The 19,080-nt window shown below is 57.9% G+C and carries 15 protein-coding genes, 4 tRNA genes and 1 pseudogene; 5 read left to right on the forward strand and 15 right to left on the reverse strand.

Annotation, left to right across the window (positions count from 1 at the left end; genetic code table 11):
- The 6 genes and pseudogenes from IEQ42_RS00005 to IEQ42_RS00030 form a co-directional block, all read right to left on the reverse strand.
- Positions 1-2,618 (reverse strand): annotated as a pseudogene (locus tag IEQ42_RS00005) (DUF6531 domain-containing protein); the annotation flags it as partial.
- A 249-nt stretch (positions 2,619-2,867) separates the two neighbouring features.
- Positions 2,868-3,260 carry a sel1 repeat family protein gene (locus IEQ42_RS00010; protein ID WP_210702176.1) on the reverse strand — a complete coding sequence of 131 codons (393 nt, stop codon included), beginning with the start codon at positions 3,258-3,260 and terminating at the stop codon, positions 2,868-2,870.
- Positions 3,261-3,632 carry a hypothetical protein gene (locus IEQ42_RS00015; protein WP_003223109.1) on the reverse strand — a complete coding sequence of 124 codons (372 nt, stop codon included), beginning with the start codon at positions 3,630-3,632 and terminating at the stop codon, positions 3,261-3,263.
- Positions 3,629-3,970, reverse strand: a complete 342-nt coding sequence (locus IEQ42_RS00020) for a helix-turn-helix domain-containing protein (protein ID WP_210702177.1) — start codon at positions 3,968-3,970, stop codon at positions 3,629-3,631. The genes IEQ42_RS00015 and IEQ42_RS00020 overlap by 4 nt, the downstream gene beginning before the upstream one ends.
- Positions 3,971-4,082: 112 nt before the next feature.
- Complete coding sequence (locus IEQ42_RS00025; RefSeq protein ID WP_210702178.1) at positions 4,083-4,538, reverse strand: YkvA family protein; 456 nt, start codon at positions 4,536-4,538, stop codon at positions 4,083-4,085.
- A gap of 294 nt (positions 4,539-4,832) precedes the next feature.
- On the reverse strand, positions 4,833-5,549 hold the full coding sequence (locus IEQ42_RS00030) for a BamJ family beta-barrel-assembly machinery protein (RefSeq protein ID WP_042558398.1): 717 nt from the start codon (positions 5,547-5,549) through the stop codon (positions 4,833-4,835).
- Between the two features lie 270 nt (positions 5,550-5,819).
- Here IEQ42_RS00030 and IEQ42_RS00035 point away from each other — a divergent pair, with 270 nt between their 5' ends.
- Positions 5,820-7,628, forward strand: coding sequence for a di-heme-cytochrome C peroxidase (locus IEQ42_RS00035; RefSeq protein ID WP_210702179.1), 1,809 nt, complete (start codon positions 5,820-5,822; stop codon positions 7,626-7,628).
- A complete protein-coding gene (locus IEQ42_RS00040) occupies positions 7,625-8,791 on the forward strand; it encodes a catalase family protein (protein ID WP_228731914.1) in 1,167 nt (388 codons plus the stop codon). The genes IEQ42_RS00035 and IEQ42_RS00040 overlap by 4 nt, the downstream gene beginning before the upstream one ends.
- A 228-nt stretch (positions 8,792-9,019) precedes the next feature.
- Here the strand turns inward: IEQ42_RS00040 and IEQ42_RS00045 are convergent.
- The 4 genes from IEQ42_RS00045 to IEQ42_RS00060 form a co-directional block, all read right to left on the reverse strand.
- Positions 9,020-9,096 (reverse strand) — tRNA-Asp (locus tag IEQ42_RS00045).
- A 19-nt stretch (positions 9,097-9,115) separates the two neighbouring features.
- Positions 9,116-9,191, reverse strand: a tRNA-Val gene (locus IEQ42_RS00050).
- A 191-nt stretch (positions 9,192-9,382) separates the two neighbouring features.
- Positions 9,383-9,459, reverse strand: a tRNA-Asp gene (locus tag IEQ42_RS00055).
- A 19-nt stretch (positions 9,460-9,478) separates the two neighbouring features.
- Positions 9,479-9,554 (reverse strand) — tRNA-Val (locus tag IEQ42_RS00060).
- A 159-nt stretch (positions 9,555-9,713) separates the two neighbouring features.
- Between IEQ42_RS00060 and rdgC the strand changes: the two genes are divergently transcribed.
- The 3 genes from rdgC (at position 9,714) to sugE (ending at position 12,186) form a co-directional block, all read left to right on the forward strand.
- Positions 9,714-10,634, forward strand: coding sequence for a recombination-associated protein RdgC (gene rdgC / locus IEQ42_RS00065; RefSeq protein WP_042558339.1), 921 nt, complete (start codon positions 9,714-9,716; stop codon positions 10,632-10,634).
- A gap of 153 nt (positions 10,635-10,787) precedes the next feature.
- Entirely contained in the window at positions 10,788-11,753 is a 966-nt protein-coding gene (locus IEQ42_RS00070) for a bile acid:sodium symporter family protein (protein ID WP_210702180.1), read from the forward strand.
- 118 nt (positions 11,754-11,871) lie between these two features.
- A complete protein-coding gene (gene sugE, locus IEQ42_RS00075) occupies positions 11,872-12,186 on the forward strand; it encodes a quaternary ammonium compound efflux SMR transporter SugE (protein WP_042558337.1) in 315 nt (104 codons plus the stop codon).
- Between the two features lie 114 nt (positions 12,187-12,300).
- Here the strand turns inward: sugE and IEQ42_RS00080 are convergent, their stop codons facing one another.
- The 5 genes from IEQ42_RS00080 to IEQ42_RS00100 form a co-directional block, all read right to left on the reverse strand.
- Entirely contained in the window at positions 12,301-14,175 is a 1,875-nt protein-coding gene (locus IEQ42_RS00080) for an MFS transporter (RefSeq protein ID WP_210702181.1), read from the reverse strand.
- A gap of 99 nt (positions 14,176-14,274) precedes the next feature.
- Positions 14,275-15,426, reverse strand: coding sequence for a TDT family transporter (locus IEQ42_RS00085; protein ID WP_210702733.1), 1,152 nt, complete (start codon positions 15,424-15,426; stop codon positions 14,275-14,277).
- 105 nt (positions 15,427-15,531) lie between these two features.
- The gene (locus IEQ42_RS00090) at positions 15,532-15,843 is read right to left on the reverse strand and encodes a cupin domain-containing protein (RefSeq protein ID WP_210702182.1); all 312 of its coding nucleotides are present in this window, start codon (positions 15,841-15,843) and stop codon (positions 15,532-15,534) included.
- A gap of 6 nt (positions 15,844-15,849) precedes the next feature.
- Complete coding sequence (locus IEQ42_RS27235) at positions 15,850-17,787, reverse strand: membrane-associated oxidoreductase (protein WP_228731915.1); 1,938 nt, start codon at positions 17,785-17,787, stop codon at positions 15,850-15,852.
- A 92-nt stretch (positions 17,788-17,879) separates the two neighbouring features.
- Positions 17,880-19,076 carry an MFS transporter gene (locus tag IEQ42_RS00100; protein WP_210702183.1) on the reverse strand — a complete coding sequence of 399 codons (1,197 nt, stop codon included), beginning with the start codon at positions 19,074-19,076 and terminating at the stop codon, positions 17,880-17,882.
- Between the last annotated feature and the right edge of the window lie 4 nt (positions 19,077-19,080).

Raw genomic sequence — 19,080 nt, forward strand, 5'->3', positions numbered from 1 at the left:
TTCGGCGGTGACCTGGTTGTAGGCGCCATAACTGTAGGCGCGGGTGGCGCCCGTAGGAGAAGTCGTCTGGATCAGTCGGCCAATGGCGTCCCAATGCTGACGCGTGACCGCACCGTGTTCATCAGCAATGGTAGTCCTGCGCCCCAGTGCATCGTAGGAAAAGCGCCGCACACCCCATCGGGCAGGGTTTCTTCAACTAGCTGACCAAGGGTGTTCCAGACAAACACATGCCGACTGGTGTCCGGGTAACGGATCGACAGCAGCTGCCCGCGAGCGTCGTAGTGGTAATGCGTGACCTGACCATCGGGATCGACCGCCTCAGTGACATCGCCCTGAGCATTGCGCCGGTAGGTCCATACCGCGTCGCCACGGGAACGGCTGTGCAGGAAACCGTTGCGGTACTCGTAGGACGTTGGCACATCGTCCGGGGGAAGCAGCGCGATCAGCCGTCCGAGATCGTCGTAGCGGTATTCGGTGACGGCGCCTAAGGGATCCTGCTCGGCGACCAAACGGCCCGAACCGTCGTAGGCCTTGAGGTGTTCGCCGCCATCGGCCTCGACCTTGCGCACCAGTCGTGCGCGGTCATCGTGGACGTAGGTTTCTTCGGTGCCATCGACGTAATGCACGCCGACACTGCCGTCGTCATGCCAGGCATAACGCGTGTCCATCTGCGAGAACGACGCCCAGTGCCTGACGCAACGCGCCGATTTTCCTGAGCGTTCCCACTCCCAGAAGAAACTCGCGCCGCCCGTGAGTTGGCGCTGCAGGATGACGTGCTCATCGTCGTAGTCGTAACGCTCGCTGTCGCCGACCGCGTTACGCGCCTCGACCAGACGCTGATAGGCGTCGTAGCGATAACTGACAAGGGTGTGTTCGGTGTGCCAAGGCTCGGCAAGGTTCAGCGCCGAGTCAAAGCGCTGGTAATCAACCGCGATCAGATGCGACCGGTCATAACGCAACAACAGCGCCCGACCCGCGCCGTTGTCCAGACGCTGAACCCGATCCTGACGATCCCGAACAATGCGCAGACGATTGCCATACGCATCACTAACCGCCGTCAGACGCCCGGCCCGAAAGTGATAAAACCGCGCCGCATCCCCCGCCAGCGCGAGGATCAGTTCTTCCGGTTCATCCCCGAAAAAAATCGCCGCCCGCGACAGGCTGTTATGAATCGCCGGGCGCTCAACACTCGGCAGCGGGAACCGCGTACGCCGGTTTTCATGGTCAACCCAAACAACACAGTCGACATCGAACTCCAGCCGATGCGCCAGCGAATGACTCCAGCCAAACCCCAGCCCGACATTGATTTCGGCGGCACTGGTGCGATACAGCCTTGTGAACTCGAATGGCAGCAGCCCATCGAGCACGCCATCGGTCAGGGTCAGCAGTTCCTCGCCGGTAACCATCGACACCGGGCAGCCGTTGGTGCAGGTGAGTGGCACACAATCGGCGCTGTTGCCGTTGGGGTTCTTTGCCTGATCCGGCGAATCGTCGTGGTGTTCGTCTTTTTTCAGCAAGGTGTTGCGCTTGGCATTCCAGCGCAATTGCATCCGGCCTTTTTTGATACCGGCGGCGATCCCACGCGCGGCAACAGTCTTGTATTGATCAACGTACTTGATGAAACCGCTGACGATGCCGAACATCGCCTTCACCAACCGCACCAGCGCCGACAGCAGTTGAACCGCGTGACCTGCCAGACGTAGCGTCAGATAAGCGATCCCTCCACCGCCACTGGCGAAAGTCAGAATGACGGCAATCAGCACGTCGATCAGCACTTGCACCATCATCATCGATACCGCTTGCGCGGTTTTACCGGCGATCTGGCTCGGCGGCAGCATCTCCAGCCACAGGCTGGCGGTACGCAACAGCAAACACAGCGCCGCTTCGTCACTGACCAGTAACTGAAGCTTCTCCATGACCTCAGGAGCCGTGGACGCCAGATCAATCAGGTCAGTCGCGCCACTGCCCAACCGCTCGGCAAACTGGCCCGGATCCTTGAGAATGTCCGACAGCATTCCGATGCTGTCCCACACCCCCTCGATCGCCGCCCAACTGCCGGCGAGCATGCCGTTGCCCGCCGCCGTCGCCACCGAATGCGACCACTGCGGCTTGAACCCTTGCCATTCGCCGCGCAACCAGTCATCCAGCTCACCGGTTAAACCGTCATAGGACTTGAACAACGCCCTGACCTGTTCCGCGGTGACCTTACCGTGCACATGCACGCGATAGAACTTACCTTCTGTTCCCCTGAATTCGCCCTTGCCTTCGGCGTCGAGGGTGATGGGTGTTGTTTCGCCTCCATCCACCGCCACCACATCGACCACGATGTTGCCCAGCGGAATGTCGTAGACCGATTCGAACTTGCTCTCGATCAACATCAATCCGCCCTTCGGGCACTGGACGACATTGGAGAAAAATGCGTCGTCGCTGCTGCTGACGGCCGTCGTGCGGTTGCCGAAGCGGATGATCCGCTCCATGCCCACCAGTGACGGCAGATCAGCGGCGTGGCTGACGGTGTCGGCCGTGCGGCTGGCCCAGTGTTCGAGCTGTTCGCGGTAGAGACTGAGGGTGTCGGGGAAGCTGTCGAGTGCTTGCTCGATGCGAGTGATAGCTTCCATCAACGCACGTCGGGGTGCTGGGCGGACTGAGTTACCGGGTCGAACATGAGCGTTCCCTCGCGCAAAAAATAGGCGCGGGAACTGTGCGGGGGATCAGTCAGAAAAGAAGTCAGGCAAGTAGGCGATGGCCGTAGGACTTATCTGCAAAACAGCAAAAACCTAAACGGACAAACAAAACGCAAACGGGGCGTGAGGTTTACCTCACGCCCCGTTTATCGGACGACACAAATGGATTTACTGCGTTGAATCTCAAGCACCGAGCTCTTTCAATTTAAGCTCGGCCAACGGGTGCCCGGCCTTGGCGGCCATTCCCCACCAGCGCGCGGCTTCGGCAGGGTCTGGCGCTTTGCTCGCGGTGCCAGCCAGGCTGATCACGCCAACCTGATAGGCCGCTTTGCCATCACCTGCCAGAGCCGCCAACCGCAACAGCCGCACGCCTTCTTCACGCGCTCCCAGCCCCACACCGCGAAAGGTCAGAATGTGGCCATAGAAGCTTTGCGCGCCGACATCACCGAGGTTGGCCATGCGTGCAAACTGACCTTCAAGCCAGCGCCACCCGCGAGGCTGGCGCACAAACCATGACCAGTGAAACAGCCTGCGAGCCAGCCAATAGCTGGCCCGCGCCTTGAGTCGTAGAAACACTCAGGCCTCCGCTGATTCCGGGTATTCATATTCGAAAACCCTGACCACTTCCGATGCATGCCAGGACGCTGCGGCAACGCCATCGGACGGCCCGGAAAACCGCCCCAGACGTTCGACACATTCAAAAAAACCGGTGCGCGGCAAACGACTCGCGCCTTGGCTGATCACCAGCGAGCTGCGCAACGGCTGTTCGGCCTTGGCATCCAGCGCGGCCAGGTGCTCAAGCGCGGCAGTCAAGGTTTGCATCGCCGGTGTCGGCAATTGCAGCCGTTCAAGCAACGCCCGGTAGGTCAGCAGATGACGCTGTCGGCGCGCCTGGTCCAGTTCACCGAGTAATCCGTCCCAATGTTGACGACTGATGCGTACGCTCACGATTCATCCCTCCACCCTGGCACCGTCAGCTCCCAAGCGAGGCTACGCCGAATCGCGGCGTCAGGCAGACGCTCACCACTTTCGATCATGGCCAGATATGACGGGCTAATGCCTACCGTGCGGGCCAACGCCTCGATGGCGATGCCCTTCCCTTCGCGCAAACTGCGTAGTTGATCCAGACCTGGAAGAATCGGGTCCGACGTTGCCGCGAGCGGCTCTGGAGCCTGCTGCGACGGTGCTTCTTTAATACCTGCTGCTTTTAGTAGAGCCTGATACTGAGCCCAAGGCAGAACCGCGTATTCGGGTTCGCCATCGCGTGCAATTATCTGAATATCCATGACTACCCCGTAGGACAACAACACTTAGCGAGTCGGCACTTTTCCCTAGAAGTGTAATCCTAACAGCGGCCAAGGTCGCGAGGGGTATCTATCTGTCTGCGGGCTGGTTGAATCAGGGCTTTTTCGGCCCCTGGAGCTGAAGTTGTTCGGGGGTATCGGGCAAGCGTTCCGCGATTGCCAGTTTTTCCGGATTCTGGCGATTGCGCCAGAGCCGGAAGGCACCGAGTTCATCGTCGAGGACTTTCATCAGCCAGGCGAGGACGGCGATGTCATCGAGCATGCCGAATACCGGGATGAAGTCCGGAATCGCATCGACCGGGCTGAGAAAGTACATCAGGCCCGCGACCACTGAAACCAGGGCCTTGCCACTGATCGCCCGGTACTCTCCGCGCCAGTAGGCCAGACACAAAGCCTGAAGCAAACGCAGGTCATCCTTGAGCTTGCCGAGCCGATTGCCTTGCGCCGCGCCTTTGCTGGCCACCGCGAAAAGCAAGGTCGGCAGACGACCGCGAGCCAGCAGGCGGCCAGCCAAAGGCAGGAATCGAGCGAAATTCCACGGAGCTTTCATCTATTCCTCCCGTTGAAATGTTATCCACACAAATTGTGGATAACCTTGTGAACAGAGCTGCATTTGCGCGCTGAGAGCCCCGTTTTATAAGGGCTGCGCTCAGATCGGGCGTTTTTTACTCACATAAAAAACCCCAATATTTCATTGACTTGGCGGCTCAGGGCGTCTAGCGCGGGCAGCCTCAAAGCCTATGACTCTTCTGACCGGCGTCGGTTCGCTTTGTTTACCCTTCTCAAGGTCCAGATGCAACAACGCCCCGCATAAGCGAGGCGTTGTTGTCGAAGCCGTTACCGATTACTTGGCAGCGGCGTCTTCTTTGGCTGGATCCTTGATGGCCAGCAGTTCCAGGTCGAAGACCAGAACCGAGTTGGCCGGGATTGCCGGGCTTGGCGATTGCGCACCGTAAGCCAGATCGCTAGGGATGTACAGTTTGTACTTCTCGCCAACGTGCATCAGTTGCAGACCTTCAACCCAACCCGGAATCACGCCGCTCACCGGCAGATCGATCGGGCTGCCGCGCTCGACGGAGCTGTCGAAGACGGTGCCATTGGTCAGCTTGCCAGTGTAGTGAACGGTCACTACGTCAGTAGGCTTAGGCTGTGCGCCGTCGGCTTTCTTGACCACCTCGTATTGCAGGCCGGAAGCGGTAGTCGTCACACCAGCCTTCTTCCCGTTTTCTTCGAGGAATTTCTTGCCGGCGGATGCCGACTCTTCGCTCATCTTGGCCATGCGCTCTTCGGCACGCTTTTGCAGCGCGGCGAAAGCTTCGACCAGCTCTTCATCTTTCAGCTTCTGTTCTTTCTTGCCGACGGCATCTTCGATGCCCTGGGCTACCGCTTTGGAGTCCAGATCATCCATGCCTTCCTGAGCCAGGCTCTTGCCCATGTTCAGGCCGATACCGTAGGAAGCTTTTTGCGCCGGGGTTTTCAGCTCTACGCTGGTCTGCGAATCACAACCCGCAAGTACCAGGCTAACCAGGGCTACCGCCGCCGCCAACCGATGCTGTTTCATGCTATTTCCTTGTTCATGCGCCGAAAGGGCAATCGAGTAAAGCCGCGAGCTTATCAGGCCGCCACGACCAATGGCTACCGGCATGAGAGCAGGAAACTTCCGATAAGTTCAGGGATTAAAACGCATTCGGGCGCAGACACGATGAAGCTTCTGTCATCTGCCGACGACAACGACCGACTCTCCTTGCTCCAACATCTGGACTAATGGCCACTTGCCACACAAGGTCAGGCTCAGGCATAACAGCGCAACAATTCGACAAGGATGTTTAACTTGCGTCTCTTACTCCGCGTGCTGACCCTGATCGCGCTCCTGCTGGGACTCGTCCTTGCGGTGGTTTTGTATTATGTCGCCAACCCGAAATTGCCCTTCTACACCCCAGCCCAGCAGGTGCATTACCTGAATCAGTGGACTGAACAGGAGCGGCAGACCTATTACTTCACGCCCCAGGGCACACAGGTCAAAGGGCTGCGCTATGAATGGTTTCAGGCATTGGAGTTGCCATTCTCGCAGCAGCGCTTCGCCTCCCCTGAATACCTCGCACGCTTTGGCTTTTTGATTGATCCGCAGCAGAAAGCCATGCCAGACAACCCTGGCAACCTTCCGGTCGGTTTCGCACGACACCAGAATCCTCGCAGCTCCGAGCAATATCTGGACATAACTTGCGCGGCTTGCCACACCGGTGAACTGCGTTTCAACGGTCAGGCTGTGCGCATCGACGGCGGCACGGCACAGCATGTCCTGCCTTCCAGCGTTCCTACGTTACGCGGTGGCAGTTTCGGACAGGCATTGGTCGCCAGTCTGACCTCGACTTACTACAACCCGTGGAAATTCGAACGCTTCGCGCGAAGCGTTCTGGGCGATGACTACGACGCTCGCCACGAACAGCTGCGCAAGGATTTCAAAGCCTCGCTGGACACCTTTCTGAAAGTCGCCTGGAACGACACTCACCGTGGCCTTTACCCAACCGAGGAAGGCCCGGGCCGTACCGATGCGTTCGGGCGAATTGCCAACGCGACATTCGGCGACGCGATTTCCCCCGCCAACTATCGCGTGGCCAACGCGCCGGTGGACTACCCGCAATTGTGGGACATGTGGACGTTTGACTGGGTGCAGTGGAACGGTTCGGCGCAACAGCCGATGGCGCGCAATATTGGCGAGGCTCTGGGCGTCGGCGCGACTCTGAACTTCTTCGATGCCAACGGCCAGCCGATGCAAGGCGATGACCGCTACCCCTCCAGCGTGCGCGTGCGCGACCTGAATAAAATCGAAGAAACCCTGCAACGTTTGCAACCGCCCGCCTGGCCTGAGGAGCTGTTCGGTGCGGTCGACAAGGCGCAGGCCGCCAAGGGCCGTGCGCTGTTTGCCGAAAACTGCGCCAGTTGCCACGTCCCGCGCAGGACTCAGGAAGGCGACCGCTGGGTGCAGCATTTGCACATGTTGCCCGTCGCGGTGATCGGCACCGATCCGAACGCGGCCAACAACGTTGCCAATCATCGTTTCGACCTGACAGCCCTGCAATGGAATCTGCAGGAGCTGGAAAAAATGGACGTAAAACTGCATCCGTCGCCCAAGGAACCGCTGGACCTTGGCCAGTTGTCCGTGGCCAAAGGCCTGGCGTACGTCACCGCATTCGTCGAGAACCGTGCTTATCGCGAGGCAAACGTCAGCCCTGAAGAAAAACCCCGCCTCGACGGCTTTGGCCTGCCTATCGGCGTGCGCGAAAAGGTTGCGTACAAGGCGCGCCCACTGGCTGGCGTCTGGGCCACCGCACCGTTTCTGCACAACGGCTCGGTGCCGAGCCTTTATCAGTTGCTGTCGCCACAGGATGAGCGCGCCACTACCTTCTATAAAGGCACCTTCGAATACGACCCTCGGCATCTGGGCTATCGCACCGACGCCTTTACCAACGGCTTCCTGTTCGATACGCGGATCAGCGGCAATCGCAACAGCGGTCATGAATTCCGCGCCGGCGAACGTGGCAATGGCGTCATCGGCCGCCTGCTGCAACCTGAAGAGCGCTGGGCATTGCTGGAATACCTGAAAGTTCTCGGCGGCCCATTGGAGGCGCAACTGCCATGATCTCGACCTTCAAGAAAGAACTGCCACTGCTGGCCCGATTCTGGCTTTGGCTGGGACGTCTGCTAGGCAAAACCCTGTTGATCCTGCTCGCCATCGGCCTGCTCGGCTGGGCCATCAGCACTGCGTGGTTTGCCTGGCAGCATCGTGGCCCGGTGTCGGCACTGGAACAGATCCCGGCCGATGAGGCCGGCATGACTCAGGACGTGATCCAAACGGCCGTGCGCATCGTCGATCAACACCGTGAAGGCACGCGCTATCTTCGCGATGCTCACGCCAAGGCTCATGGTTGCGTAAAAGCTGAAGTGAAAGTATTGCCGGGGCTGGCTCAGTCGTTGCGACAAGGCGTGTTCAGTGAGCCGGGCAAAACCTGGCAGGCGATGATTCGTCTGTCCAACGGCAATGCCTACCCGCAGTTCGACAGCATGCGTGATGCCCGGGGCATGGCGATCAAACTGTTCGACGTTCCCGGCAAACAATTACTCGAAAACCGCCAGCAGCAACATGAACAAGATTTCGTGATGTTCAGTCACCCGAACTTTTTTGTCAGCGATGTCGCCGAGTACCGTCAGAATGTGGCCGCGCAGGCTGACGGCAAAAAGGTCATGGCATTTTTCCCCGGATGGGACCCACGTACCTGGCAGATCCGGCATTTGTTTATCGCCTTGGCAACCCTGTCGCCGGCCCCCAAGAGCCCGACAGAGACTACGTATTTCTCGGTCTCGCCGTATAAATTCAGTGAAGCCAACGCCAAGTTCAGGGTGGCACCGGCCCCCGACAATTGCCCGGCGTACACCCTGCCCCGGCAAAATCAGGATCTGCCGAATTTCCTGCGCAGCGCCTTGACCCAGCAGTTGTCGACGGATCGCGTCCCCGCGTGTTTTGTCTTGCAGATTCAGCGTCAGGACGCCAACCGATACATGCCCATCGAGGACACCAGCATCGAGTGGCGCGAGCGCGATGCGCCCTTCGAAACCGTGGCCCATATCACGCTGCCTGCGCAGGACTTCGACACCCCGGCGCTGAATCTCGCGTGCGACAACCTGTCGTTCAACCCGTGGTTTGGCATTGAGGCGCATCGGCCGATTGGCGGAATCAATCGCTTGCGTAAAGCCGTGTATGAGGCCGTGAGTGACTATCGACATAGCCAAAACGCCACACAATAGCGGAACAGGCAGACTACCCCGGCGATCGGATTTAATCCCCGATGGGCTGCTAAGCGGCCCCCAAGATCTAAAATTCTGAGCCCGCGGTGCAAGCCATCGGGAAATCAAGTCCCATCCCCCCGGGACTTGTGTGTGGCACACAAAAAGCCAAACGCCAGACAGCAAAAAGCCCGCACTAGGCGGGCTTTCTGTGGCGATCTGGCGTTCAGTGTTCCAGATTACCGAATATGGCGCAGCGGACGGGACTCGAACCCGCGACCCCCGGCGTGACAGGCCGGTATTCTAACCGACTGAACTACCGCTGCGCGAAACGCTTGAAACGAATGGTGGGTGATGACGGGATCGAACCGCCGACATTCTGCTTGTAAGGCAGACGCTCTCCCAGCTGAGCTAATCACCCTTCGCTTCGTTACGGGACGCATTATGCCACAAGTTTTCGTAACGTGTTGATTTAATTGAATATTTTTTCAAATAAATCCGAAAACAGGTAAAACGACACATCCCGCGGGTACAACCTTGGAGCAGAAAAAAACCCGCCTTGGCGGGTTTTTCCGTGGTGACCTGGCGTTCAGCGTTCCAGGTTACCGAATATGGCGCAGCGGACGGGACTCGAACCCGCGACCCCCGGCGTGACAGGCCGGTATTCTAACCGACTGAACTACCGCTGCGCGTAACACATGAAACGAATGGTGGGTGATGACGGGATCGAACCGCCGACATTCTGCTTGTAAGGCAGACGCTCTCCCAGCTGAGCTAATCACCCTTCGCTTCGGTGTGGCGCGCATTCTACGGAGCGACCCCACCTCTGGCAAGCACTTTTTTAAATAATTTTCCGAGGCCTTCCAAAGGCTTAGAGAAGGGTTGGCCTATGCCACGGCGAAGACAATAATGCCCCCCTTTGTATAAAGGAGAGACTCACCCCATGTGGTTCAAAAACCTGCTTATCTATCGCCTGACCCAAGACCTGCCTGTCGATGCCGAGGCGCTGGAAACTGCACTGGCCACCAAACTGGCGCGTCCATGTGCAAGCCAGGAGTTGACCACCTACGGTTTCGTCGCGCCGTTCGGCAAAGGCGAAGATGCTCCACTGGTGCACGTCAGCGGCGATTTCCTGCTGATCTCTGCGCGTAAAGAAGAACGCATTCTGCCGGGCAGCGTCGTACGCGATGCGGTCAAGGAAAAGGTCGAAGAGATCGAAGCCGAGCAGATGCGCAAGGTCTATAAGAAGGAACGCGACCAGATCAAGGATGAAATCATCCAGGCCTTCCTGCCGCGCGCCTTCATCCGTCGTTCGTCGACCTTCGCTGCCATCGCGCCGAAACAGGGGCTGATCCTGGTCAACTCGGCGAGCCCGAAACGCGCCGAAGACCTGCTGTCGACTCTGCGTGAAGTGATCGGCACCCTGCCCGTTCGCCCGTTGACCGTGAAAATGTCGCCAACCGCGACCATGACCGAATGGGTCACCACGCAGAAAGCCGCCGACGACTTCTATGTGCTGGACGAGTGCGAACTGCGCGACACCCACGAAGACGGCGGTATCGTGCGTTGCAAGCGTCAGGACCTGACCAGCGAAGAAATCCAGCTGCACCTGAGCACCGGCAAAGTCGTTACTCAACTGTCGCTGGCCTGGCAGGACAAGTTGTCGTTCATGCTCGACGACAAGATGACCGTCAAACGCCTGAAGTTCGAAGATCTGTTGCAGGATCAGGCGGAACAGGACGGCGGTGAGGAAGCCCTCGGCCAACTGGATGCCAGCTTCACACTGATGATGCTGACGTTCGGCGACTTCCTGCCGGCGCTGGTTGAAGCATTGGGTGGCGAAGAGACTCCGCAGGGGATCTGACCTGCCTTTTGTGTGAAAGCTTAAAAGATCGCAGCCTTCGGCAGCCTCTACATCTGGAATGCATTTTCCTGTAGTAGCTGCCGGAGGCTGCGATCTTTTTGCTGGCGACGTATGCTTAGCTTCCTAACGCTTTCGCATAACAAGGAACAAGCCATGCGCGCACTGGCAGCACTCAGCCGCTTTGTCGGCAACACTTTCGCTTACTGGGTTCTGATTTTCGCCGTTGTGGCCTTCCTGCAACCTTCGTGGTTTCTCGGCCTGAAGAGCGCGATCGTGCCGTTGCTCGGGCTGGTGATGTTCGGCATGGGCCTGACCCTCAAACTCGATGACTTCGCCGCCGTCGCCCGCCAACCCTGGCGTGTGGCGCTGGGCGTGGTCGCACATTTCGTGATCATGCCGGGCATGGCGTGGTTGCTTTGCCAGATTTTTCATCTGCCACCAGAGATCGCCGTCGGCGTGATTCTGGTCGGTTGCTGCCCGAGCGGCACTTCATCCAACGTGATGACCTGGCTGGCCAGAGGTGATCTGGCGTTGTCGGTGGCCATCGCCGCCGTCACCACCCTCCTCGCTCCGCTGCTGACCCCGGCGCTGATCTGGCTGCTGGCCTCGGCGTGGCTGCCGGTGTCGTTCATGGAGCTGTTCTGGTCGATCCTGCAAGTGGTGCTGTTGCCGATCGTTCTGGGCGTGGTTGCGCAACGTTTGCTGGGCGACAAGGTTCGTCATGCGGTGGAGGTGTTGCCGCTGGTGTCGGTGGTGAGCATCGTGATCATCGTCACCGCTGTAGTGGCGGCCAGTCAGGCCAAAATCGCCGAATCCGGTGTATTGATCATGGCGGTGGTGATACTGCACAACAGCTTCGGCTACTTGCTGGGCTACTTCACCGGGCGTTTGTTCAACCTGCCGCTGGCGCAGCGTAAATCGCTGGCACTGGAAGTGGGCATGCAGAACTCGGGGTTGGGCGCCGCGCTGGCCAGTGCACACTTTTCGCCACTGGCGGCGGTACCGAGCGCCTTGTTCAGCGTTTGGCACAATATTTCCGGGGCGCTGCTGTCGACGTATTTCCGGCGGATGAGCGAAAAGGAAGATCGCGAAACGTTGGCACAGCAGGCGACTGACTGACCTGCGAACTTGATCCCCGGATTAATGCTCGTCAATATGTTGCGTAACGCGGGGACGACCCTGCGGCTCGATCGAGTTTTAATCTGGGGACGACCCCGTCAACCGATGGAGGTCTTTCATGTCCTGGATCATTCTGTTTTTCGCCGGTCTGTTCGAAGTCGGCTGGGCCGTCGGCCTCAAATACACCGATGGCTTCAGCCGTCCACTCCCCACCGCACTTACCATTGCAGCCATGGCCGTCAGCCTTGGCTTGCTGGGCCTTGCGATGAAGGAATTGCCGCTGGGCACGGCCTATGCGATCTGGACGGGCGTGGGTGCCGTGGGCACGGTGATTGCCGGGATCATTCTGTTTGGTGAGTCGATGGCGCTGATTCGCCTGGCCAGTGTGGCGTTGATCATTACCGGGTTGATTGGCCTTAAGGTCAGCGCTTAGGCTTCTACCGCTTTCGCGAGCAGGCTCGCTCCCACATTCAACCGCGTTCCGTCAGAGGAATACGATCAACTGTGGGAGCGAGCCTGCTCGCGAAGAGGCCCTTAAAATCGCCGACTATCTAACTGCCCCGCGCAACTCCCCCACCAACCCCTGCAGCTTCATCGGCTCAGCCGCTTCCACCGCAACAGCAGAACCGGCCACCAGCGTCACCCGCGACCACAATCGCCGAAACACGCCTTTGTTCGGATCGCGACTGAAGAAACTCCCCCACAACCCCTGCAATGCCAGCGGAATCACCGGCACCGGTGTCTCTTCGAGAATCCGCGTCAGCCCGCCCTTGAACTCGTTGATTTCGCCATCGGTCGTCAACTTGCCCTCAGGGAAGATGCACACCAACTCACCGTCCTTCAGATATTGGGCGATCCGGCTGAAGGCCTTTTCGTAGATCTGGATGTCTTCGTTGCGCCCGGCAATCGGAATCGTACCGGCCGTGCGAAAGATAAAGTTCAGCACCGGCAGGTTGTAGATTTTGTAGTACATGACGAAGCGAATTGGCCTACGCACTGCACCGCCAATCAGCAACGCATCGACGAACGAAACGTGATTACACACCAGTAACGCCGCACCTTCATCCGGAATCGCGTCCAGGTTGCGATGTTCGACGCGGTACATGGAGTGGCTGAGCAGCCAGATCATGAAACGCATGCTGAACTCGGGGACAATTTTGAAGATGTAGGCATTGACGCCGATGTTGAGCAGCGACACCACAAGGAACAATTGCGGGATCGACAACTCGACCACACTCAGCAGCACGATCGACACGATGGCCGAAATAACCATAAACAGCGCGTTGAGAATGTTGTTGGCCGCGATCACCCGTGCCCGCTCGTTCTCGGCAGTACGCGACTGGATCAACGCATACAGCGGCACGATGTAGAAACCACCGAAGACACCGAGGCCGAGAATGTCGAACAGCACCGCCCAGGTGTGGCCGAAACTCAGCACTTCAATCCAGCTATGGCCGGTGACGCTGTCGGGTATTCCCCCGGAATGCCACCACAGCAGCAGGCCGAACACAGTCAGACCGAACGAACCAAACGGCACCAGACCGATCTCGACTTTGCGCCCGGAAAGCTTCTCGCAGAGCATCGATCCCAGCGCGATCCCGACCGAGAACACTGTGAGGATCAAGGTGACCACGGTTTCGTCGCCGTGCATCCACTCCTTGGCGTAGGCCGGGATCTGCGTCAGATAAATCGCCCCGACAAACCAGAACCACGAGTTGCCGACTATCGAGCGCGACACCGCCGGCGTCTGGCCCAAGCCCAGTTTCAGGGTGGCCCAGGACTGGCTGAAGATGTTCCAGTTCAGGCGCATATCCGGGGATGAAGCCGCCGCGCGGGGAATGCTGCGGCTGGCCAGATAACCCAGCACTGCAATGCCGACGATGGCGATCGACACCAGCGGCGCGTAGTGGGTCGAGGACATGATGACCCCGGCGCCGATGGTGCCGGCCAGAATCGCCAGGAACGTGCCCATCTCCACCAGACCGTTGCCACCGACCAACTCTTCTTCGCGCAAGGCTTGCGGCAGGATCGAATACTTCACCGGCCCGAACAGCGCCGAGTGGGTGCCCATGGCGAACAACGCCACCAGCATCAGCCACAAATGATCGAAGAGAAAGCCGACGGATCCCACAGCCATGATGGCGATTTCCGCCAGTTTGATCAGACGGATCAGCGCGTCCTTGGCGAACTTCTCGCCGAACTGCCCGGCCAGCGCCGAGAACAGGAAGAACGGCAGGATAAACAGCAACGCACACAGGTTGACCCAGATCGAGCGGTCACCTTCGATGGTCAGCCGATAGAGAATGGCGAGGATCAACGACTGCTTGAACACGTTGTCGTTGAACGCGCCGAGCGACTGCGTGATGAAGAACGGCAGAAAGCGCCGGGTGCGCAGCAGGTTGAACTGTGAGGGGTGACTCATCTTCCGTGTTTCCCTGATGTTTAAGGTAGAGAGGCCTGGATTCTGCTTATTGGAATGCCGATCCACGATCCAGGCCACACCTTACCTAAACTTTTCAGGTTATTTCTTCAAACCTGCAATGCACGGCGAGACAAACAGTTCGCCGCGCCACGCTCCTTGTACGGTGCGCGTGCCAACGATCAGCCACATCACCGCCAACAATGTCACCAGCACGCAGCCGACTACGCTGAAAAAGCCAAGGTTCAGCGTACTGGCGAGTTTCAGGGTCGCCAGCGAATACACGCCCAACGGGAAGGTGAACCCCCACCAGCCGAGGTTGAACGGAATGCCGTCACGCAGATAGCGAACGGTGATCAGCAACGCCATCAGCATCCACCACAACCCGAAACCCCACAGGGTGATCCCGGCCACCAGACCGATGCCCGAAGCGATTTCGCCAATGCCCGGCAAGCCGTTGGCAGCGAAAATCGCCGGTGCTTCAGCGCCCATCAACAACATGCCGAGCGCACCGGTGCCGATTGGCCCGAGTGCCAGCCAGCTCGAGGCGGCCATGTTTTCGTGGGGCAGTTTGTGCAGGGCCATGCGCAACAACAGGATGGTCAGAATGCTGAACGCCACCGGCAGGGAAAATGCCCAGAGCACGTAGCTTGTGGTCAGCACCACCAGTTGCGAGTGAGCATCGGTCAGGTGCGGCGCGAGCAGACCACCACTGGCCGCCGCGACTTCTGCTGCCACCACCGGCAACAGCCAAACGGCAGTCATCTGGTCGATGCTGTGTTCCTGACGGGTAAACATCATGTAGGGGATCAATACGCCACAGGCCAGCGACATCGCCACATCGAGCCACCACAGCACTTCAGCAAGATGAATCACGCCGCCGCCCCAGCGCGGCAGACCGAATAGCAGAAAGCCGTTGATAATCGTCGCCAGGCCCATGGGAATGGTGCCGAAGAACATCGAGACGGTGGAGTGGCCGAATATCCGTCGCGCTTCGTCGAAGAACAGAATCCACCGCGCCGCGTACGCAGCGGTAAACAGCGTGAACAACAGAATGTTGAACAGCCACAGCGCTTCGGCCACTGCGTGCAAACCGGGAATCGCCACTGGCAAATTCGCCAGCGCCAAGGCCAGCACGCCGGTACCCATGGTCGCGGCGAACCAGTTCGGCGTGAATTGACGGATCACTTCACGCGGGTGCTGAAGTTGGCTGAGCGGCTTGATGCCGGGTTTCGCGCTGTTGGGACAAATCATCATGGAATCCTCTCCTCTCGTGAGGTTGAGTCCATGGTAGAACCGAATCGAATATCTATATAACGGGTAATTTCTCTAACTGTTATCTGTTTTACCAATAAGCGGTCAGACGCTGCCTTCACTCTCGATCACCAGAATCCGCGCGGCGCCCTGCGGATGAGCGACGTGCTCGGTGCCGACCGAGGCGTAAAAGATGTCGCCAACGTCGAGCTGCACCTGTTTTTCCTCGCCGTTTTCGCGATAGCGCATCTGCACCTGCCCATCGAGCACCACAAACACCTCTTCGCCATCGTTGACGTGCCATTTGTACGGCTGATCGGTCCAGTGCAGGCGCGTGGTGATGCCGTTCATGTTGGCGATATCAAGTGCGCCCCAGGCGCGTTCGGCGGTAAACGACTTGCTGCGAATAATTTTCATGGATGCCTATTCCTTGCGGCGTGCCAAGCCAGAAACCACAGCAACAAACAAAAGGCTGAAGCCCCAGCCAGCGAGAATTTCGCACCACATCACAAACCGGACCCAGCGTTTGGCACTGAATAAGCCCCGCATCTCCGCCAGCCAATTGGACTTGGGGGTTTCAATGAGCGGAGCCCAGTCGTTTTCCTGATGTAGATCGACCAAAGGCAGTAGTAAATCCAGAGAAAAAGCTATTGGACTGAAACCGGTGTATTCCTCTCGCAACGCACCGCAAAGATACCAATTACCTGGACCTCTGAAAGCCTCTGGCAATTCAATGGGGAGGCGATCATGGCGCTTTTTCAGCCACACTGTCTCCCGGTCGGGTCGACAGGTTTCATAGGCTTCGTTTTGAAAGATCAACGGGTTGCTTGGTGCAAAAACCCCGTCACTCGCAGCATCCCAATAGACCAACGTGCAAAAGCCCCACACGAGTGCAAACCAAGGCAACAGGAGCATCGGACGGTAGCCGAAAGCTGTCAGATAGCCGTAGAGAAAATGCAAAAGCTTCGCTGAACATGAGTAAAGTCCACGAAAAAAGTAGTTCCAGCTTTTCGGTGATTGGCCAATCCGGCCAAATCTGCGCAAGCAATGCTCGTATTCAATGCCCACTTCCTTGGCTTCTTCGGTATGTCCCATAGAATCCAGTACCTGCTGCAATTGGCGCCAAGGCTGGGGGCGAAAATGTTCTGCTGGTGACAGAGGAGAGGTCTCGTCCTTCTTCAAGCATGATTTCTGCTTTTTAAGCCAGGTCATGCGCTCGCTGACCCTCATTGGCTTATGGATATCTACAGAATCGTAAATAAAGCCATTCAAAATCGGGCGCTCTCCCCAAGAGTCGAGATCATCGTTGATGGTCGTAACGCTTGCACCTAAAAATGAAATCTCAGTGGGGGCTGGTTTAAGCTTGCGCAAACAAAGCGTCCCTCTGACCCTTACTTCATTTGCCATTAACTCCTGAATCGAGGCACCGTCGAATTCGATGTTTCCTTCAACCTCCAAGCCTGAAATGTGCAATCGCCCGTTGATTTCACAGCCTTCTCTAAAGAGAGCATTACCCCGAATGAACGCGCGCTCAAGAATTAAGGCCTCACCGCCTCCAATCGCTTGGAGTTTTGAACTTCTACAACTCAGTTGCCCTAAAATTCTTGCACCCAGAAGGTTCACAATACCTTGCGACGAAAATCCGTTTCTGAGAAAAACAGGGCCATTGATGACAGCGCAATCAAGATCAAGCGCTTGGCCTGTCTCGACGACAAAAGACCCATTCTGACAATTGAACTGCCCCCCTATTTCTGCAGATCTGAAACGCACCAAGCCTTTCGCTGAAAATCCACCGCTGAGAGAAACACTTGTACGAATATCGGCAAAAGATGCATTGAGGGACTCTTTGCCACCGCCATCAAATTGTGAACCGGTGCATTTCAACGAGGCTGAAATTCGAGCAGAGGTAAGTTCGACTACTCCCTCAGTATTTGTGGATATAAATGACAGAGCGTTATTTACAATGAGTCGCTCACCCAAAAACGACTTAAGTGCGCAGTCTTCGAATTTGAGCAAATGATCAAAAATCGCCCCTCTGACATTTAAGTCTTTTTCAAACCTGCACTTTTCAAAAACGACAGGTGTTGACACAGTAATGCCAACGAGGAATAGCGGACCCTCAATGAACGCACCTTGCAGTTGCAGATATTCTCCGAGGAAGGCGCCTTTGGAGTAGGTAAGGATCAGAGAACGTAGAAAAATTGCTCGGACGACATTTTCATCGGTCGACGCGTCTGGCAGGGTTTCGCCAATTCTGGTGATAACTCCCTGTTTGAAACAGTCCAGCAAACGCTGCTCAGCAGGGCGAAATCGTCCTTTGCTGTCTTTCAAACGTCCAAGTAACTTCAAACTATCTTCCATTTTAGTTCACTCAAATAAACACACTGCCAACGGGGTGGGCATGTTAATGAGCTGGCGTTTTGCTAGCAACCGGGTATTTATCGATGGAACGATCAAGGGGGGCACCGCGCAGCAATACCCTGCCGCAACAGTCCAAGCAGCCCTCCTATCGATAGGACAGCCAAGACTGTGCCGTAAAAATTGGTCGTAACAAGTAAACCGAAAATATGAGCCAAGTATCCGGCCAATAACGCCGGCAAACAAAACGCCAGATAACTCAGCACATAAAACGCCGACATCAGGCCCGCCCGCTCATGGGGCAAGGCCAGCGGCACCAGACTGCGCACCGCGCCGAGAAAGCCCGAGCCAAAACCGCAACCGGCGACCAGTGTGCCGAGGAAGAACAGCGACAGGCTGGCGCTGTGCACGCCAAGCAGAATCAGCACCAGACCGCTGGGCAATAAGCTTGCGCCCAACTGCAAGGCGCGCGTGGCGGGACGATTGCGCAAGATGAAGATCATCAGCGCCCCGGTCACGGTCAATGCCGCTACGGTTGCGCCGCCGATCAGGTTGGACGTGGAGCCTGTGGCGGTGCGCACCAGCGACGGTGCGAGCGATGCGTAAAAACCACCGAGCGCCCAGGTCGCGGTATTCAGCGGCAGGACTCGCCACAGCGTTGCGCGAGCCTGGACCGGCACATGCAGTGTCGGTCGCAACGACGCCCATGCGCCCGCTTGCGGGGTAACGCTTTCGGGCAGCCGCCAGACATACAGTGCCTGCCCCACAAACAGCACGAGCAGTAACCAGTAGGTCAGTTGCAACGGCGCCGGCGCGAACTCCGCCAACAAGCCACAGCCCATGCCGCCCAGCGCCATGCCCAGCAATGGCGCGACGCTGTTGATCAACGGTCCTTGCTGACGGTCAATGTCGAGCAATGTGGCGCTGAGGACCGCAGTCGCCATGCCGGTAGCGAAACCTTGCAGCACGCGCGCGCTGATCAACCACGTCACGCTGTCGGCGCTGATGAACAGCAACATCGCCAGTGCGTTGAGCAACACGGCGGTGAAGATCACCGGTTTGCGCCCCAGATGATCGGAGAGCGAACCGACGGTTAATAGCGCCGCCAACAGGCTCAGGGCGTAGACGCCGAAAATCAGGGTCAGCACCGCTGCCGAGAAGTGCAGTTGATCCTGATACAGGTGGTACAGCGGTGTCGGCGCGGTGGAAGCGGCGAGAAAACTGAGTAAGGTAATCGCCAGAAACCACAGGCTGGGACGGTTGGACGCTAATCGGGACTGGGGGTTAATCATATGC

Origin of the sequence: Pseudomonas iridis, assembly GCF_017980685.1 — a bacterium.
GTDB classification, from domain to species: domain Bacteria; phylum Pseudomonadota; class Gammaproteobacteria; order Pseudomonadales; family Pseudomonadaceae; genus Aquipseudomonas; species Aquipseudomonas iridis.

Bases quoted from the DNA above. Each gene is read 5' to 3' on its own strand.
- IEQ42_RS00040 (WP_228731914.1), top strand. From the start codon at position 7,625: ATGATCTCGACCTTCAAGAAAGAACTGCCACTGCTGGCCCGATTCTGG.
- IEQ42_RS00100 (WP_210702183.1), bottom strand. From the start codon at position 19,076: ATGATTAACCCCCAGTCCCGATTAGCGTCCAACCGTCCCAGCCTGTGG.
- IEQ42_RS00030 (WP_042558398.1), bottom strand. From the start codon at position 5,549: ATGAAACAGCATCGGTTGGCGGCGGCGGTAGCCCTGGTTAGCCTGGTA.
- rdgC (WP_042558339.1), top strand. From the start codon at position 9,714: ATGTGGTTCAAAAACCTGCTTATCTATCGCCTGACCCAAGACCTGCCT.
- IEQ42_RS00070 (WP_210702180.1), top strand. From the start codon at position 10,788: ATGCGCGCACTGGCAGCACTCAGCCGCTTTGTCGGCAACACTTTCGCT.
- IEQ42_RS00090 (WP_210702182.1), bottom strand. From the start codon at position 15,843: ATGAAAATTATTCGCAGCAAGTCGTTTACCGCCGAACGCGCCTGGGGC.
- IEQ42_RS00080 (WP_210702181.1), bottom strand. From the start codon at position 14,175: ATGAGTCACCCCTCACAGTTCAACCTGCTGCGCACCCGGCGCTTTCTG.
- IEQ42_RS00085 (WP_210702733.1), bottom strand. From the start codon at position 15,426: ATGATTTGTCCCAACAGCGCGAAACCCGGCATCAAGCCGCTCAGCCAA.
- IEQ42_RS00020 (WP_210702177.1), bottom strand. From the start codon at position 3,970: ATGGATATTCAGATAATTGCACGCGATGGCGAACCCGAATACGCGGTT.
- IEQ42_RS27235 (WP_228731915.1), bottom strand. From the start codon at position 17,787: ATGGAAGATAGTTTGAAGTTACTTGGACGTTTGAAAGACAGCAAAGGA.
- IEQ42_RS00025 (WP_210702178.1), bottom strand. From the start codon at position 4,538: ATGAAAGCTCCGTGGAATTTCGCTCGATTCCTGCCTTTGGCTGGCCGC.
- sugE (WP_042558337.1), top strand. From the start codon at position 11,872: ATGTCCTGGATCATTCTGTTTTTCGCCGGTCTGTTCGAAGTCGGCTGG.